This window comes from Fuscibacter oryzae (assembly GCF_016765795.1).
GTDB lineage: Bacteria > Pseudomonadota > Alphaproteobacteria > Rhodobacterales > Rhodobacteraceae > Fuscibacter > Fuscibacter oryzae.
Window position 1 is genome coordinate 402,344 of sequence record NZ_JAESVP010000003.1, and the last position, 16,163, is coordinate 418,506.

Genomic DNA, 16,163 nt, shown 5'->3' on the forward strand with positions numbered 1-16,163 from the left:
CCAAACCCGGCTCATGGTTCCGTTGGAAAAACTTGCCCAGATCACCCAACGTTTCGAGTTTCTCGAGGCGCAGTTGCATGCCGGGGCGGCCCCCGCCGAGATTGCCCGCATCAGCCGCGAATATTCCGATCTGAAGCCGGTGGCCGATGAAATCGCCGCCTATCGCCGCGCGCTCGATGATCTGGCCGAGGCCGAGGCGATGCTGGCCGACCCCGAAATGAAGGCTTTGGCCGAGGATGAGATTCCGGCGCTGAAGGCCCGCATTCCGGTGATGGAACAGGCCCTGCGCATTGCCCTGTTGCCCAAGGATTCCGCCGACGCCCGCCCGGCCATTCTGGAAATCCGTCCCGGCACGGGGGGCGAGGAGGCAAGCCTGTTCGCCGGTGACCTTGCGCGGATGTATCAGCGCTATGCCGAGCGGATGGGCTGGCGGTTCGAGGTGCTGGAGCAGCAGGAGTCCGACCTTGGCGGCATCAAGGAATTCACCGCCCATGTGCAGGGCGAAGGCGTCTATGCCCGGCTGAAATTTGAATCCGGTGTACACCGCGTGCAGCGTGTGCCCGAAACCGAGGCGGGCGGGCGCATCCATACCTCTGCCGCGACCGTGGCCGTTCTGCCAGAGGCGGAGGAGGTGGATATCGACATTCCCGCATCCGACATCCGCATCGATACGATGCGCAGTTCCGGCGCGGGGGGGCAGCATGTGAACACTACCGATTCCGCCGTGCGTATCACCCACCTGCCTTCCGGCATCGTGGTGACCAGCTCGGAAAAGTCGCAGCACCAGAACCGTGCCATCGCCATGCAGGTTTTGCGCGCCCGGCTGTATGAGGCAGAGCGTGAACGGCTGGACAAGGAACGCAGCGACGCCCGCAAATCGCAGGTTGGCAGCGGCGACCGCAGCGAACGCATCCGCACCTACAATTTCCCGCAAGGCCGGATGACCGACCACCGCATCAACCTGACGCTGTATGCTCTGGCGCAGATCATGGCGGGCGACCTGACCGAAACGATTGATGCGCTGATTGCCAATGATCAGGCCGAAAAGCTGGCCGAGATGGAAGGATGAAGGGCAACGAGGCCCTGCGCGCCGCCATCCCCCGCCTGCGAGACGCGGGGATAGAGGATGCCGCGCGTGATGCCCGTCTTTTGCTGGCCCATGCCATGGGGCTTGCGCCCGACAGGCTGACGCTGCATCTGCCGGACCCTCTGACCGAGGGGCAGCACGCGGCCTATGAGGCTGCCATCGCTGCCCGTGCCGCGCGGCAGCCTGTCTCGCAGATCATCGGGCAGCGCCTGTTCTGGGGGCGCAGCTTCCGTGTCACCCGCGACACGCTGGACCCGCGCCCCGAGACCGAATTGCTGGTTGCCGAAGCCCTGTCGCGACCCTTTGTCAAAATGGCCGATCTGGGCACTGGCACCGGCTGTATCCTGATTTCCTGCCTGCTTGATATGCCGATGGCCACGGGCCTCGGCACCGACCAGTCGCTGGCTGCGCTGGAGGTGGCGGAGGGCAATGCCCGCGCCCATGGCCTTGGCAATCGGGCGCGCTTTCGTCAGGCCGATTGGTTTTCCGGCATCGCCGACCGCTTTGACCTGATCGTGTCGAACCCCCCCTATATCGCGGCCGATGAGATGCCCGCCCTCTCGCCAGAGGTGCGCAACTGGGAGCCGCTGGCGGCGCTGTCACCGGGGGGCGACGGGTTGGCAGCCTATCGTACCATTGCGCTGGGGGCCGGGGCGCGGCTGATGCCGGGTGGCCGGCTGCTGTTGGAGATCGGGCCGACGCAAGGGGCTGCCGTTCTGGCGCTGTTGGCGGCGCAGGGGTTTCAGGGCCTGCGCATTTTGCCCGATCTTGATGGCCGCGACCGTGTGGTGGTTGCTGCCGCACCGGGCGACGCGGGGCATTGCGGTTCGGCATAGGGGCGCCGTTTCCTGAACAATTGCGTAGAATTTCGTAGAATCTCCTTGTCAGCCGCCCGCTTCCGTGGTTAGTCCGCTAATGTACGAGGGCGGGCCTTTCGCCCCCTCCTACAGAATGCCATGCACCCGCCTGACTGTTTTTCGGCCCCTGAAAGGGCTGCGGCAGGGTCCAAGCCATCAAAGGACAAGATGCGCTCCTCCAAGTCTCGTTCGCGCTCGAAGCAGAACCGCCCGCGCACGCTCGGCAATATCATCAACCGTGTGTTCGACTCCTCTGGCCCAGAGGGGAAGGTGCGTGGCACGCCGCAGCAGATCATTGAAAAATATCAGGCGCTGGCGCGTGATGCACAACTGTCGAACGACCGTGTTGCAGCCGAGAATTTCATGCAGCATGCCGAGCATTACACCCGCATGCTGGCCGAAGCGCAGCGTGAAATGGCGGCCGAACAAGAGGCCCGCCAGCAGTATCATCAGCAGAACAATCAGAACGGCAATCAGAACGGCAACCGTGATCGTCCGGTAAATGACCGGGGTGAGCGGCAGGATTATCGTGGTGAACAGCCCGATGAATTTGCAGCCAATGCAGATGGTTTCGAGGTGATGGGCGGCGATGACGACGGCCATCTGGTTGAACTGCCAGAGGCACCGCGCCCGCAGCATCAGCCGCAGCAGAACCAACGGCGTGATGACAATCCGAACCGCGACAACAACCAGAACCGCCGCCGCGACGACAATCGCCGCCGCGATGACAACCGCCGGGATGAAAATCGTAGGGACGACAATCGGCGGGATGAAAATCGCCGTGAGGATCGCTCGCAGCAAGAGAACCGGCAGCAAGAAAACCGTCGCCGCGAGGATCGCCCGCAAGAACCGCGCACCGAAGTGCAAAAGGTCGAGATCAGCGTAAAGGCCGAAGCACCCGCAGCCCCTGTGGTTGAAGCTGCTGCTTCAGCCCCGGTCGTGGCCGACGCCCCGGCCAAGGCACCCCGCGCTCCGCGCAAGCCGCGCGCGCCAAAGGCTGCCAGCCCTGATGTGGCCCCCGCTACGGGTGAGGCGCCCGAAGCTGCCGAATAAGAGCAAGGCCCGCCGATCTTGCGGGCCTTTTCATTTCGCCACTTCGCGGGCCAGGGCGCAGAACCCCTCCAGCGAAATTTCCTCGGCCCGCGCCGTTGGTGGAATTCCCGCAGCATTCAGGCGGTCTTCAATATCCGGCCCCATAGCCTTCAGAGAGGAGCGCAGCATCTTGCGCCGCTGGTTGAAGGCCATCGCGGTCAGGCGCGACAACACCCCCTCATCCGCCGGATAACGTGGCTGGCGCAGGCGGGTGAAATGGACCACCGCCGAATGTACCTTAGGGGCGGGGGTAAAGGCCTCTGGCGGCAGGTGCAGCACGATCTTTGGCTCGGCCCGCCATTGAGCCAGCAGCGCAAGGCGGCCATAATGTTCGGTGCGCGGCTTCGCCACGATCCGCTCTGCCACTTCCTTCTGGAACATCAGCGTCAGGCTGTCCCAAAAGGGGGGCCAGATCTTGGGCGTCAGCCAGCGGATCAGCAATTCGGTGCCGACGTTATAGGGCAGGTTGGCCACGATGCGGATGGGCGCTGTCAGATGCGACCGCACGTCCACCTCCAGCGCGTCACCGTTGATCACGTCCAGCTTGCCGGGGTAGGCGGCAGAAATCTCGGCCAGGGGGGCCATGCAGCGGGGGTCTTTTTCCACCGCCAGCACCCGTCGCGCCCCTTCGGCCAACAGGCCACGGGTCAGGCCACCGGGGCCGGGCCCGACCTCCAGCACATCACAGGCCGACAGATCGCCCGCAAGACGCGCGATTTTCGCGGTCAGGTTCAGATCCAGCAGGAAGTTCTGGCCAAGCTGCTTTTTCGCCACCAGATCATGGGCTTCGATCACCTCGCGCAGCGGGGGCAGGCCGTCAATCGTTGCCATTTTGCCCCCGTGCTGCTGCCATACGGGCGGCCATCTTCAATGCTGCGACCAGACTTTCAGGCCGCGCAATTCCCTTTCCCGCAATGTCAAACGCCGTGCCATGATCAGGCGAGGTGCGGATGAACGGCAGGCCCAGCGTGACGTTGACCCCTTCGTCAAAGGCCAGTGTCTTGATCGGGATCAGTGCCTGATCGTGATAGGCACAAACCGCCGCGTCATAGCTGGCGCGGGCGCGGGCGTGAAACATCGTATCGGCGGGCAGCGGACCGCGCAGGGCAAAGCCCTCGTCCCGCAGGCGCGTGATCAGGGGGGTGATCCAGTCGATTTCTTCGCGCCCCATCGTGCCGCCTTCGCCCGCATGGGGGTTCAGGCCCGCAACTGCGATTATCGGGTTTTCAAGGCCAAAGTCGCGGATCAGGCCCGCATGGGTCAGGCGGATCGTCTCTTCCAGCAGGGCAGGCGTCAGGGCGTGCGGCACGTCTGACAGGGCGATGTGAATGGTGGCGGGCACCACGCGCAGAGTGTCGCAGGCCAGCATCATCACCACGCGGTCCACCCCGGCCAGGTGGGCCAGAAACTCGGTATGACCGGGGAAGGCAAAGCCCGCGCCATCCTTTAGCGCCTTCTTATGGATCGGTGCGGTGCAGATCGCCGCCGCCTCGCCGCGCTGCACAAGCGCCACGCCGCGTTCGATGGCGTCGATCACGCCGCGCGCATTGGCGGGGTCTGGTTGTCCGGCAATGGCTTGCCCGGCAAAGTTTTGCGGCAGAACCGGCAGGTAGCTGGCCGGCACCGACAGCGCCTCTGCTGGTCGTGCGATCTCGCGCAGGGCGGTGCCGCGCGGCAGATGGCAGGGATCTCCAATCCAGAAAAAGGGCAGGCTATCGCCCAGAATGCTGCGCGCCGCCACGGCGATTTCGGGGCCGATGCCCGCAGGCTCGCCGCAGCTTAACGCGATGGGCAGCATCTCAAGGCGTCCGAATCTCGGCCTCGGACTTCAGTTCTTGCAAGTACAGATCGGCCAGCGACCCCATCCGCTGGTTTTGCAACTGACGGCGCGCATCCTCGCGCGATGGCATCAGCGCGGTATCCAGCCCCCGGCGGCAGAGCATCAGGAACACCCGCCAGCCGCCCCGCACCACAGTAGCAGAGCTTTCACCGGGGTCGAGCAGGCTAAGAGGGCCAGCTATATCACCGGGAATCTGTCCGCCAGATTGGGTAAGCCGCTTTAGCCGGTCGGCAGGCTGGCCCTTGGCGACATCATAAAGATCATCGCAGGTATCAACCTCTTTGCGCACTGCCGCCGCCGTTGCCAGAGCTGCCGCATCATTCGGGATCAGATATTCTGCATATTCGGTCTTGATCTGCTGTTCGGCGGCCGAGATCTGCTCATCCGCGCGGTCCAGCACCATATAAATCGCAATGTTTTCATCGGTTTCGATGATGCGCGACACAGTGCCGGGCGCGGTTCCCTGCAACACGGTGCGGGTTTTTTCGTCCAGCGACGTCAGGCGTTGCCAGTCACGCGAACCGCCACCGCCCGCCGACTTGCCTTGCGAATACTTGCGGGCGGCAGCGGCAAAATCAGCCTCTGTCTTGATCGTCACCCGCAGTTTGCGCGCCAGAGCCAAAGAGCCAGAGCGCTCTTTGCCGGTGCCGGGCAGGATGATTTCAGCAAGACGCAGGGTGGGCACGGTTTCGGTTTTATACGACTCCAGCGCGCGGTCCACTTCGGCGTCGGTAATGTTGACCGTTCCGGCATAGCGGGCGCGCACTACCTCGCGCCAGATCATGCCAGCGCTCACGAAATCGCGGAAGGTTTCTGGATCTACCCCGCCCTGGCCAACGGCCTTGACGAATTCATCAGCGGACAGGTTGGCGCGGCTGGCGAATTCTTCCATGCCCGACTTGATCTGCTCGGCTGTGATCTTGATGCCCAGCCGCTTGGCCTCTGACAGGCGCAGGCGATCTTCGATCAGGGTGTCCATCGCCATCTTTTCCAGATCACCCGGCTGGCGCAGGATTTCCATGAACTTGATGCGCTGGTCCAACTCATACTGGGTGATCGCGCGGCCGTTCACGGTGGCGACGGGGGCAAACTGGTTCGCCATCGCGGAAGGGCTGGTTACCGCCAGCGCGCCCGCAAAAAGGGCCGCGACGCAAAGCCCGCGTGCCGCCGCAGCTACCGTCATCCGAGTGGTTTTATGCGCCTGTCTCATCGCCTGCCGTCTTCCATTGTCGCCGTCCGTGGTCTTGCCCCGGCACCCGTCGCTTCGTTTCATGGTCAGCCCCGGCATTGCCGCGCGCTGCCCGCCTGTCCGCTGCCAAAGCCCAAAAGCTCTACTGACAGGCCGTATTCCGTTGTCGGCGTCACACTAGAGGAGGACGTGAACCGACGCGAGAGAGAAAGATCGACCGCGATGCATTCATTGCGGAAGGTCAGGTTGCCCCCCAGCCGCGAGGCGCGGTCCTGCACCAGATCGTAGCGGCTGGTGACGCGCGCGTTCCAGCCGCTGGTCACCTTCATCGTGCCGTCGAAAACCAGTTCCTCGGTGCGGATCGTGCGGCTTTCGGTCGGGTCTGCCTTGACATAGACATAGCCGCCCGAAAGGGAATAGCGGTCGCCTGTCAGGCCCAGCCGCAATTCGCCCTTGGTCAGCGACAGGTCATCATCCATCACCAGCCGGTTGGTCAGCGACATGCCCCCCGGCAAGGAGACCTGCCAGGCCGCCAGCCAGTCCGACTGCGCGCCCGACAGACCCGACGCCAGGTTGAATTGGCCCAGATCCTCGGCGCGAAACACCCTGCCTGCGGTGATGCCAAGGGTCCAGCCATCGGGGTCGTGGCGCAGGTAGTTCACACCGATATTGGCCCGCGCCCCACGCTCCACCGCATCGGCACCGGGATAGCGGTTCAGCGCGAACAGGTTGCCTTCGTCGAATTCGACAAGCACCGAATCCTCATTCGGAATGCTGTCGCTGCCGCCGGGTGCCAGAACCAGTTGCACCACAGGTTCGATCACCTGACCCGAACCATCGGCACCCGATTTCACCCAAGGCCAGCGTAGTTCTGCTGCCACCGCGCTCCACAGCCGTGCATCGGTGCCGTTGACCGCATCATCCTGCCCGATCGAGTAAAGATCGGCGCGCCCTTCTGCCATCAGCGCACCCACCATGCCAGCGGGCAGCAGCCAGTCGCGCCGCCAGTCGCCCCGCAACGAGGCGCGCGACGTGTCGCGCCCGTCAGCGATGCCATCGCCATCGGTATCGAACGCAAAGGTAGAGGTGCGGGCATGGCTGTGCAGTTGCAGGGCCAGTCCGCCCTGTCCACCAAAAGGCCCATAGTTGAAGCGCCGCGCCCAGATTGCATCGGTGATGACCGAGGGGATTGTCGATCCATCCTCGCCCGCGCGCAGCGTCTGCACCCCGATCAGCCGGGCAGAGATATATTCGTCACGCCGGGTGCGGGCGACTTCGGCTTCGCTCAGCAAACGGTCTTCGTCGCTGACGCCGTAATCCAGCAGATAGCCGTCATCGCTGGCCAAGGCGGTGTGGAACGTCAACTGAAAGCCGCGCGGCAGATCGAAGGCGCCATCCGCCGTGGTATAACCGCGCAGGTGATCGGGGCGGATGTTGTCTCTTGCGCCGTGGAACAAGAGTTCAAGATTGCCGCTCTGGAATTCCTGCCGATAGCGCAAATGCACGGCGCGGGTTGATCCGGTGGACAAGAAGGGGGTGATCAACAGATCGCGGCTGTCGCCCAGCGTCAGGAAATAGGGCGTCCAGATGCCCGCGCCGATCTTGGAACTGTTGGTCCATTTCGGCATCAGAAAGCCGTCAGCGCGGTGCAGCGTCGGGTCGGGCATCCGCAGCCGCGGAATGTAGAACACCGGCACACCGCCCAGCCTGAACTGCGCATCGCTGAAGTAAAGCTGGCGTTCCTGCTGATCGTGCACCACGCGGCTGGCGCGAATTTCCCACAGAGGCGTGTCGCCCCCTTCGCAGATTTTGCACGATGACGCGGCAACCCGGCGCAGAGCGGTATAGCGCCCGCTGACGCGCTGCATGTCGGCGGCAGCCAGTTGCAACTGCTGGTCCAGCACGACGCGGGCCGAGGTGATAAGCCCTTCGGTCATATCGGCCTTCAGGCTGGCCTGATCGGCCAGAACCACGGTGCCATTGCCATCGTCAATGCGGATCGGGCCGGTAATCTCCAGCCGGTCGGCCGCGCGGTCATAAACCACGCGCTGCGCGGTAAGCCGTTGGCCCTTGTAAAAGATTTCCACATGGCCATCGGCCACCAGCACGGAATCCGACTGGATTTGCAGGCCATCGGCCACCAGTGTCGCCCTTTCCTGCGCCTGAAGCGGCGAGGTCAGGGCGGTGGTCAGCAGCAGGCCAAGAAGGGCGGCGAAGCGGCGCATCAGCCATCCTCCACATGCAGAAGAAGTGCGATAGACAGCAACAGGGCCGCGACAGGCGGGCTCCATGCTGCGGCCAGAATGGGGATCTGGCCATTTTCGCCCAGCACCTGGGCAAAGTTGCGCAAAAAGAACAGCGCGAATCCCGAGGCCAGCGCCAGCAGGGTCAGTTGCCCGGTTTTGCCAAACCGGGCGTGACGCATGGTAAAGCCTGCCGCCACCAGCACCATGGCACCTAGCAACAGCGGCAAGGCAAGCTCCATCTGCATCCAGACCCGATAGTTGCGCGCCGAAAAACCGGCGTCTTCCAGTTCCCGGATATACTTGGGCAAATCCCAAAAAGCGATGGTTGACGGCTCTCCGAAACCGTCGCGGATGCGCTGGGGCGTCAGGTCGGTCGGCAGGCGGGTACCATCTGGCTGCGCCTTTGCCGTGGCTTCGGGGTTGGAGGCGGTCAGATCCCAGTGTTTCGCGCCGGTCAGCACCCAGTTGCTGGCTTGCAATTCTGCCGATTTCGCCTCGATCCGGCCAATCGCCAGACCTTCGGGTGAAAAGAGGAAGAAGGACACATCATCCAGCCTGCTGCCATCAGGGGCGGCGCGCGCGGCGCGGATGACCGACTGGCCCTTGTCATCCCCCTGCCGCATCCACAGCCCTTCGGAGGTGACAGACAGCACTGATTGGCCCCCGGCACTGCCCGCTATCCGGGCGTATTCCTTTGACGTGGCGGCGACCAACGGGTCCAGCACTGCCACCGCCAAAAGCCCCACCACCAACGCAGCAACAAATGGCGCCACCAGAAAGCGCAGGCCCGACCGGCCCGCCGCGCGCACCGCAACCAGTTCGGATGACCGGGCCAGTGCCAGAAACAGCGCAATGGCCGACAGAATGACGATCAGCGGCAGAATGCCATACAGGCTTTGCGGTGCATTCATCAGTGCCAGATAGGCCGCGCGCGAAACCGCCATGTCGCCCGCACCGCGGCGCAACTGATCAATCACGTCGATCAGCAGCAAAAGGCCAAAGAACACCCCGAAGACCAGGGCAAATGTCCACAGAAACCGGCGCGCGAAATAGAGGCTAAGGGTCATGCCGCCACCTCTGCGCTGCGGGGTCGGCGTTTCGGGCGCGCGGCCAGCCACAGCAGCGCGAATCCCGCCAGCAGGGCGACACATGGTGCGGCATAGGCCCAGACCCAGCCCTGCGGCGATTGCAGGCCAAGATCGGTTGACGCCGTTGCCACACCCTGCACCGCGAGCAGCAATACCACCGCCACCCCGATCTGGCGCCACAGGCCAAAGCGGCTGAATGCGCCGATCATCAGCGCGGCATAGCCGATCAGGGCAGAGCCTACCGCCAGCAGCGGCTGGGCAAAGCGCGAATGGCCGTCAAAGCGGAACTCGGATGTGGTTGCGCCGGTTTCCGCGACCAGCGCCGGGTCGGCGGCCAGCAGGTCCAGCGTGGACAATTCGTCAATCGTGCGCTGCTTGGGGCGGGTGTCGGCCATCAGGCCCGCGAAATCATAGGTGAAATCGGCAAACCGCGTCAGCGTCAGCCGCTTGGTCGCGGTTTCCACCGTTTGGGCCGCGCCGTCGAACATCAGCAGTTTCGGCCCGCTGTCGGTGCGGGCAAACAGCGCCTTTTTCGCGGTATAGACAGTGCGTTGGTCGGGCAGGCGGTCATCGGCCAGAAACATGTCCAGCAACTCTCCCGTGGCCGCAATCTCGCGGATGTACAGGGTCAGGCCGCGCGAGGGATGGGTAAAGGTGCCCTCTGCCAGATAACGGGCAGAAGCGTTCTGTGAAATCTCGGCCGTGCGTTCGGCAAGGGCGGCGCGCGACAGCGGCACAAGAAGGTGCATCAGGACCCCCATCATCAGCGCCACGCACAGCCCGAACCACAACACGGGCCGCGCCATCCGATAAGGCGAAAATCCGGTCGCCTGCATCACCACCAGCTCGCTTTCGCGGGTCAGGCGATTGGCGACATAGACGGCGGCGGCAAAGGCTGACAGGGGCAACACCAGCCGGATGACATTCGGCAGCGTCAAAAGCGAGAATTCCAGAAACACCAATGCCGACTGGCCATCGCCGATCAACTGGTCAAACAAGCGCACCGCGCGGTTGACCCAATAGACGGCAACCATGACAAGCGAGAAAAAACCAAATACCGCAAGCAGTTGCGATAACAGGTATCGGTCAAATCTCGGCACGCCCCACAGCCCTTATTTTTATCGTTGCACATAGCTTAACGGAAATGGTCGCAAAGGAAAACTCGTATCTGGCAAAGGGCGGGGGCCTTCGCTAGCCTTGCGCGGAACCCTGCGCGACATACGTCGTGCACTTGCCGGAGATTGCCATGACCACCCCCGTCGCCATCACCTTTGACGCGCCCGATCTGGACGGGCTGGGCCAGCGCAAGGGGCGCATTGCCCTGATCTGCGACGGCGCGGCACCCGCCACGCCTGCGGCGCGCCGGATTGACCGGCAGATGCGCGGTGGCTTGGCACGGGTGCTGGCTTCGGACGCATGGGGCAAGGTGAAACCGGGTGAGACGCTGGAGCTGGCCTTTCCCGCCGGGCTGGCGGCGGATGCGCTGCAACTGGTGCGGCTGCCGAAAAAGGCCAGCGCCGCCGAGGCGCGCAAGGCGGGCGGTGCCATCGGGCGGGCCCTGACCGAGGCACCTTTACTGGTTCTGGCCGAAGGCCATCGCAGCGCCGCCGAACTGTCGTTCGGGCTTGCCGCGCGGGCTTATGACTTTACGCCGCACAAATCGGGCGAAAAAAAAGCCCCGGGTGCCGTCACGCTGGCCGTCACCGCACCAGAGGCGATTGCGGCAGAGGCCGCGCCGCTGGCGGCCCTTGCCGAGGGCATCTTTTTCACCCGCGATCTGGTGAATGAACCGGCCAACATTCTGACCACGCATGACTTTGCTGCCCGTCTGGCCGCGATGCACGAACTGGGCCTGAACGTCGAGATTCTCGAAGAGGATCAGTTGACCCGCCTTGGCATGGGCGCATTGCTGGGCGTGGGGCAGGGGTCTGAAAGCCCGTCGAAAGTGGTGGTGATGGAGTGGAGGGGCGGCGGAGACGAGCCGCCCTTGGCTCTGGTGGGCAAGGGTGTGGTGTTCGATACCGGCGGCATTTCCATCAAGCCTGCGGGTGGCATGGAAGAGATGACGATGGATATGGGCGGCGCGGGCGTGGTGGCGGGTGTCATGCGCACACTGGCCTTGCGCAAGGCCAGGGCCAATGTGGTCGGGCTGGTCGGGCTGGTGGAAAACATGCCCGATGGCCGCGCCCAGCGCCCCGGTGATGTTGTGCGCACCATGAAGGGCGACACGGTCGAGGTGATCAACACCGACGCCGAGGGGCGCTTGGTGTTGGCCGATGTGATCTGGTATGCGCAGGACCGCTTTCAGCCCAGCGGCATCATCGATCTGGCCACGCTGACCGGAGCGATCATCGTGGCGCTTGGCCATGAGCATACCGGCGTCTTTTCCAACGACGACGCCTTTTGCGACAGCTTTCTTGCCGCGGCAAAGGCCGAGGGCGAGGGCGCCTGGCGGATGCCGATGGGCGATGCCTATGACGCCAAGCTGAAATCGCGGATTGCCGATATGATGAACATCGGGGGCCGCGATGGCGGGGCGATCACAGCGGCGCAGTTCATCCGCCGCTTTGTGAAAGACGGGATGCCGTGGATTCACCTTGATATCGCGGGAACCGCCTTGTTGAAATCCGACAGCACGTTGGCCCCCAAAGGGGCGACGGGCTGGGGCGTTCTGGCTCTGAACCGGCTGATCCGCGACAAATACGAGGTGAAGTAACCCGATGGGTCAGGCGATGTTCTATCACCTGACGCGGTCGGGCGTGTTTGACACGCTGCAAACCCTGCTGCCCCGCGCCGTGGCGCAGGGCTGGCGGGTGATGCTGCGCGGCACCGACCGCGCCGCGCTGGAGCGGATTGACACCCGCCTGTGGCAAGAGCCGGAAGACGGCTTTTTGCCTCACGGGCTGGAGGGCGGGCCCCATGACGCCTTGCAACCGGTGCTGATGGGGCTTGGTCCTGCGGTCAATTCCCCGCAGGCCGTGGCGCTGATCGACGGGGCCGAACCCTTGCCCGGAGAGGACGCCAGCGAGCGGCTTTGGGTGATCTTTGACGGCAATGACGAAGCGGCGGTTGTGCGGGCACGGGCGCTTTGGACCCGGCTGGCCGGTGGCGGGCTGACCTTGCAGTATTGGAGCGAAGAAACCGGCCGTTGGCAGATGAAGACCGAGCGGAAGCCCGGTTAGAATGCCCCCGGTCAGAACTGCGGCCACCTGCCACGTCATTCTGTACGGCAAAAAATCACCGGGGCGGTATCGCACCGGCCATTTCCATGATAGCGCCCACGGCGTAACGGGCAGGCGTAAGGGCGCGATCTATGAATTCATCAGGCAGTTCCGCCGCGCAGCAGGCGCGCGAGTGGGTGCAGATCCTGGCGAAATACCGCGAGCCGTCGGTGGGCCGCAGCGTGCTGGAGCTTGTGATAACGCTTGTGCCCTTTGTGGCGCTGTGGGTGCTGGCGTGGCTGTCGCTGTCTGTCAGCTATTGGCTGACTCTGGTGCTTGCCCTGATCAACGCGTTCTTTCTGGTACGGCTGTTTTGCATCCAGCACGATTGCGGCCATGCCTCTTTTTTCAAGAATCGCCAGGTGCAGGATTGGGTCGGCCGCTGCCTTGGCGTGCTGACGCTGACGCCCTATGATGTCTGGCGGCGCACGCATGCGTTGCACCATGCCCAGCACGGTAACCTTGACCAGCGCGGCATTGGCGATGTGCTGACGCTGACGGTCGAGGAATATCAAAGCCGGGGCAAATTCGGGCGGCTGATGTACCGGATGTACCGTCACCCCATCGTGCTGTTCGTGATCGGGCCGATCTATCTGTTCATCCTGCAAAACCGCCTGCCGGTTGGCCTGATGCGGTCTGGCTGGCGGTTCTGGGGATCGGCGGGGGGCACCAATCTGGCGCTGGCGGTGATTCTGGGGGCGATGGTGTGGTTTGGCGGGCCGATGCCGCTCCTGCTGATCTTTCTGCCGACCTCGATTCTGGCGGGCGCAATAGGCGTCTGGCTGTTCTTCGTGCAGCATCAGTTCGAGGAAACCCATTGGGCCAAGGGCGATGACTGGCAGTTGCACGAGGCGGCGCTGGCCGGGTCGTCGCATTATGTCCTGCCGCAGCCGTTGCGCTGGCTGTCGGCCAACATTGGCATCCACCATGTCCATCACCTGTACAGCCGCATCCCGTTCTATCGCCTGCCCGAAGTGCTGCGCGACAATGCCGGGCTGGCGCAGGTGCAGCGCCTGACCCTGCTGCAAAGCCTGCGGTCGGTGAACCTGCATTTGTGGGATGAAAAGTCGAGCCGCCTGATGTCGTTCCGCGAGGCACGGCGGTTGTATGGCGCGGCCTGACGCCTGCGGCGCATGGCGATAATTCATGCGCGTGGCGAGATGGGGCCAGAAGTTTGGCTGACCCCCGAAACGCTGATCAGATCGACCCTTTCGGGCCGCTTACTAGGCACGATCCCGGTGGGCGGTGTGTGCGTCCTGCTGCCAAAGGTCAGGGGTTAACCTCTCCGCGGGGCTGTCGCCTTAGCTACACATGGCGTGCGTGTCAAACCATCGCCCTCGACACACGGTCCTTGCGCGGCGTAGCATCCGGCCATGGAAACAGCCTTTCTTATCACCGCCTTTGCCACGTTGTTCGTGGTCATCGATCCGCCCGGTCTGGTGCCGCTGTTCATCGCCCTGACGCGGGGCATGGGGCCAGAGCGGCGGCGCGCCATGGCGTCGCGTGCCTGCCTGATCGCGTCATTCCTGCTGACGATCTTTGGCCTTGCGGGCGAATCCATTCTGGGCTTTGTCGGTATCTCGATGCCCGCGTTCCGCATTGCGGGCGGCATTCTGCTGTTTCTGACCGCGCTGGACATGCTGTTTGAACGGCGCACCCAGCGGCGTGAAGGCCAGCAGGCAGAGCCTGACCACGACCCTTCGGTCTTTCCCCTTGCGACGCCGCTGATTGCCGGGCCGGGGGCGATTGCCTCGATGATCCTGCTGGTGGGGCAGGCGGGCAATGGTTGGGCCGGTGCCTTTGCCATCATCGGACTGATGCTGGCGATGATGGTGGTGACCTTTCTGTTTCTGCTGGCCTCCCCGCCGATGGAGCGGCTGCTGGGCCGCACCGGCACCATCGTGATCACCCGGCTTTTGGGCATGCTGCTGGCGGCGCTGTCGGTGCAGTTCGTGATCGACGGGGTCAAGGGGACGGGGCTGGTTTAGCCCCTGCGCCCCGCCTATCTGTAGGTCACCAGGCAGGAGAGCGGGCCAGGAGGGCGGAATGGACGGCGAAATTCTCGGGCGATTTCTGTATCTGGCGCTGCTGCTTGCTGCGGTGGGCGGCTGGGTGATTGTCGAATTTCGCCAACGCATGGGGCAGACCTTGCGGCTGGGCATGGCTTGGGGGTTGATCTTTCTGGGCGTGATGGCGGGCTATGGGCTGTGGAAGGACATCCGACGCGATGTGTTGCCACAACAGATGGTCACGCAAAGTGGAGAGCTGATTTTGCCGCGCGCCGAGGATGGCCATTACTATGCCCATATAACCGCCAACGGCACCGGCCTTCAGGTGCTGGCCGATACGGGGGCGACGAATGTAGTTCTGTCGCCGCGTGATGCGCGTAAGCTGGGCATCGATACCGCCGCGCTAGTTTACATCGGGCAGGCGATGACGGCGAATGGCGTGGTGCGCACGGCGCGAACCACCCTTGCCAGCCTGTCGCTGGGGCCATTTCAGGATACCGACGTGCCAGTCTGGGTGAACGAGGCAGATATGGATGTGTCGCTCTTGGGCATGGATTATCTGGGCCGCTTTCGCATCGAGATTGACGGCGACCGGATGAAGCTGCGCCGTTAGCGTTTGGGCACCACGCCAAGGGCGTTCAGCGCCGCCTCCAGCTCTGACCGCTGGCCCGCGCTGCTGGCCTTGGCTTCGGCTTTGATCGCGTCAAAGCGGATGCGCAGGCGCTTTTTCTCTTCGCCCTGACAATCGGTCCAGGGGCGGCCCTGAAGGCCCATGACCAGAACGTAATAACCGATGAAATGCGGCATCTCGCCCGCCTGCAACAGCCGCAGATAGGCGGCATCGGGGCCGATCTGGCGGATTTCCTCGGCGGTGGTAATGCCGGCGCGGGCATAGGCCGCCTCGGTTGCGGGTCCAAGGTTGGGGATCGAGGAAACGGGTAAGGACATTGGCGGGCCTGAAATGAACAGGGCCAGCCTAACGGCTGGCCCATCCTGCCCTCAAGGGCAAAATCTCAGATTGCGGCCCAGTCACGGAACACGGGCTGCTGGCCCTGTTGCTGTGTGGTGCCTTGCTGCTGGCCCTGCTGTTGCGGGGCGGTCTGCTGGCCGCCTTGCTGGGGCGCGGGGGTATTCGACATCGTCTGCTCCGGTTCGCTGCGGTGGCGTTCGCCATCCTTGTCATCCTGCCGTGCCTTAACGGCACATCAAGGCCGGTCCGGGGGCGGAATTACGGCTAAATAAACCCTATCAGCGACATCGGCAACGGGGAGAAAGCAGATAGTTCGATCAGATTGCCGTTACGACACGGGGACGATACGGGCCGGAAACCCGATCTCGTCCAGCGCCCGGATCAGGGTGTCGGCGGGGGCGGTGCCGCCCACCTCCACCTCTTTCGTGCCAAGGTTGACGGTGACGGGTGCTGCACCCGGTATATGCGAAAGCGCCGCCTCGACAGAGGCTTTGCAGTGGCCACAGGTCATATCAGGCACGGAAAGACGGGTCATGGGAACCTCCATTTGCCCCGATATGGGGG

General features: G+C 63.8%; 17 protein-coding genes. 8 read left to right on the top strand and 9 right to left on the bottom strand.

What is annotated here, in order from left to right; translation table 11 throughout:
- Window positions 1–13: 13 nt before the first annotated feature.
- The 3 genes from prfA (at window position 14) to JI744_RS19100 (ending at window position 2,997) form a co-directional block, all read left to right on the top strand.
- The gene (gene prfA, locus JI744_RS07990) at window positions 14–1,069 is read left to right on the top strand and encodes a peptide chain release factor 1 (RefSeq protein WP_202659244.1); all 1,056 of its coding nucleotides are present in this window, start codon (window positions 14–16) and stop codon (window positions 1,067–1,069) included.
- Window positions 1,066–1,923, top strand: a complete 858-nt coding sequence (gene prmC / locus JI744_RS07995) for a peptide chain release factor N(5)-glutamine methyltransferase (protein ID WP_202659246.1) — start codon at window positions 1,066–1,068, stop codon at window positions 1,921–1,923. The genes prfA and prmC overlap by 4 nt, the downstream gene beginning before the upstream one ends.
- A gap of 189 nt (window positions 1,924–2,112) precedes the next feature.
- Window positions 2,113–2,997, top strand: coding sequence for a DUF4167 domain-containing protein (locus JI744_RS19100; RefSeq protein WP_236019320.1), 885 nt, complete (start codon window positions 2,113–2,115; stop codon window positions 2,995–2,997).
- Window positions 2,998–3,027: 30 nt separating this feature from the next.
- Here JI744_RS19100 and rsmA read toward each other — a convergent pair whose 3' ends face one another.
- The 6 genes from rsmA to lptF are packed head-to-tail and all read right to left on the bottom strand — an operon-like array spanning window position 3,028 to window position 10,499.
- Window positions 3,028–3,867 carry a 16S rRNA (adenine(1518)-N(6)/adenine(1519)-N(6))-dimethyltransferase RsmA gene (gene rsmA / locus JI744_RS08005; protein ID WP_202659248.1) on the bottom strand — a complete coding sequence of 280 codons (840 nt, stop codon included), beginning with the start codon at window positions 3,865–3,867 and terminating at the stop codon, window positions 3,028–3,030.
- Complete coding sequence (gene pdxA / locus JI744_RS08010; protein WP_202659250.1) at window positions 3,854–4,834, bottom strand: 4-hydroxythreonine-4-phosphate dehydrogenase PdxA; 981 nt, start codon at window positions 4,832–4,834, stop codon at window positions 3,854–3,856. The genes rsmA and pdxA overlap by 14 nt, the downstream gene beginning before the upstream one ends.
- Window position 4,835: 1 nt before the next feature.
- The gene (locus JI744_RS08015; protein ID WP_202659252.1) at window positions 4,836–6,149 is read right to left on the bottom strand and encodes a peptidylprolyl isomerase; all 1,314 of its coding nucleotides are present in this window, start codon (window positions 6,147–6,149) and stop codon (window positions 4,836–4,838) included.
- Window positions 6,150–6,151: 2 nt separating this feature from the next.
- A complete protein-coding gene (locus JI744_RS08020; RefSeq protein ID WP_202659254.1) occupies window positions 6,152–8,290 on the bottom strand; it encodes an LPS-assembly protein LptD in 2,139 nt (712 codons plus the stop codon).
- The gene (gene lptG, locus JI744_RS08025) at window positions 8,290–9,378 is read right to left on the bottom strand and encodes an LPS export ABC transporter permease LptG (protein ID WP_202659256.1); all 1,089 of its coding nucleotides are present in this window, start codon (window positions 9,376–9,378) and stop codon (window positions 8,290–8,292) included. The genes JI744_RS08020 and lptG overlap by 1 nt, the downstream gene beginning before the upstream one ends.
- Window positions 9,375–10,499, bottom strand: coding sequence for an LPS export ABC transporter permease LptF (gene lptF, locus JI744_RS08030; protein WP_202659258.1), 1,125 nt, complete (start codon window positions 10,497–10,499; stop codon window positions 9,375–9,377). Before lptF ends, lptG begins: the two co-directional genes overlap by 4 nt.
- Before the next feature lie 146 nt (window positions 10,500–10,645).
- Between lptF and JI744_RS08035 the strand changes: the two genes are divergently transcribed.
- From JI744_RS08035 to JI744_RS08055, 5 genes are all read left to right on the top strand, one after another.
- Window positions 10,646–12,115: a leucyl aminopeptidase gene (locus JI744_RS08035; RefSeq protein WP_202659260.1), complete on the top strand. Its 1,470-nt coding sequence runs from the start codon at window positions 10,646–10,648 to the stop codon at window positions 12,113–12,115.
- 4 nt (window positions 12,116–12,119) lie between these two features.
- Window positions 12,120–12,581, top strand: a complete 462-nt coding sequence (locus JI744_RS08040; RefSeq protein WP_202659262.1) for a DNA polymerase III subunit chi — start codon at window positions 12,120–12,122, stop codon at window positions 12,579–12,581.
- A gap of 131 nt (window positions 12,582–12,712) precedes the next feature.
- Window positions 12,713–13,741, top strand: coding sequence for a fatty acid desaturase (locus JI744_RS08045; RefSeq protein WP_202659264.1), 1,029 nt, complete (start codon window positions 12,713–12,715; stop codon window positions 13,739–13,741).
- 252 nt (window positions 13,742–13,993) lie between these two features.
- The gene (locus JI744_RS08050; protein WP_202659266.1) at window positions 13,994–14,608 is read left to right on the top strand and encodes a MarC family protein; all 615 of its coding nucleotides are present in this window, start codon (window positions 13,994–13,996) and stop codon (window positions 14,606–14,608) included.
- 58 nt (window positions 14,609–14,666) lie between these two features.
- Window positions 14,667–15,242: a retropepsin-like aspartic protease family protein gene (locus tag JI744_RS08055; protein ID WP_202659268.1), complete on the top strand. Its 576-nt coding sequence runs from the start codon at window positions 14,667–14,669 to the stop codon at window positions 15,240–15,242.
- On the opposite strand, the gene JI744_RS08060 is transcribed toward JI744_RS08055, so the two are convergent.
- The 3 genes from JI744_RS08060 to JI744_RS08065 all read right to left on the bottom strand — a co-directional run bounded on the left by JI744_RS08060 (window position 15,239) and on the right by JI744_RS08065 (window position 16,134).
- Complete coding sequence (locus tag JI744_RS08060; protein WP_202659270.1) at window positions 15,239–15,577, bottom strand: TfoX/Sxy family DNA transformation protein; 339 nt, start codon at window positions 15,575–15,577, stop codon at window positions 15,239–15,241. The two genes, JI744_RS08055 and JI744_RS08060, sit on opposite strands and share 4 nt — an antisense overlap.
- Window positions 15,578–15,642: 65 nt before the next feature.
- Window positions 15,643–15,768, bottom strand: a complete 126-nt coding sequence (locus JI744_RS19230) for a hypothetical protein (RefSeq protein WP_268885778.1) — start codon at window positions 15,766–15,768, stop codon at window positions 15,643–15,645.
- 159 nt (window positions 15,769–15,927) lie between these two features.
- Window positions 15,928–16,134: a heavy-metal-associated domain-containing protein gene (locus JI744_RS08065; protein WP_202659272.1), complete on the bottom strand. Its 207-nt coding sequence runs from the start codon at window positions 16,132–16,134 to the stop codon at window positions 15,928–15,930.
- Between the last annotated feature and the right edge of the window lie 29 nt (window positions 16,135–16,163).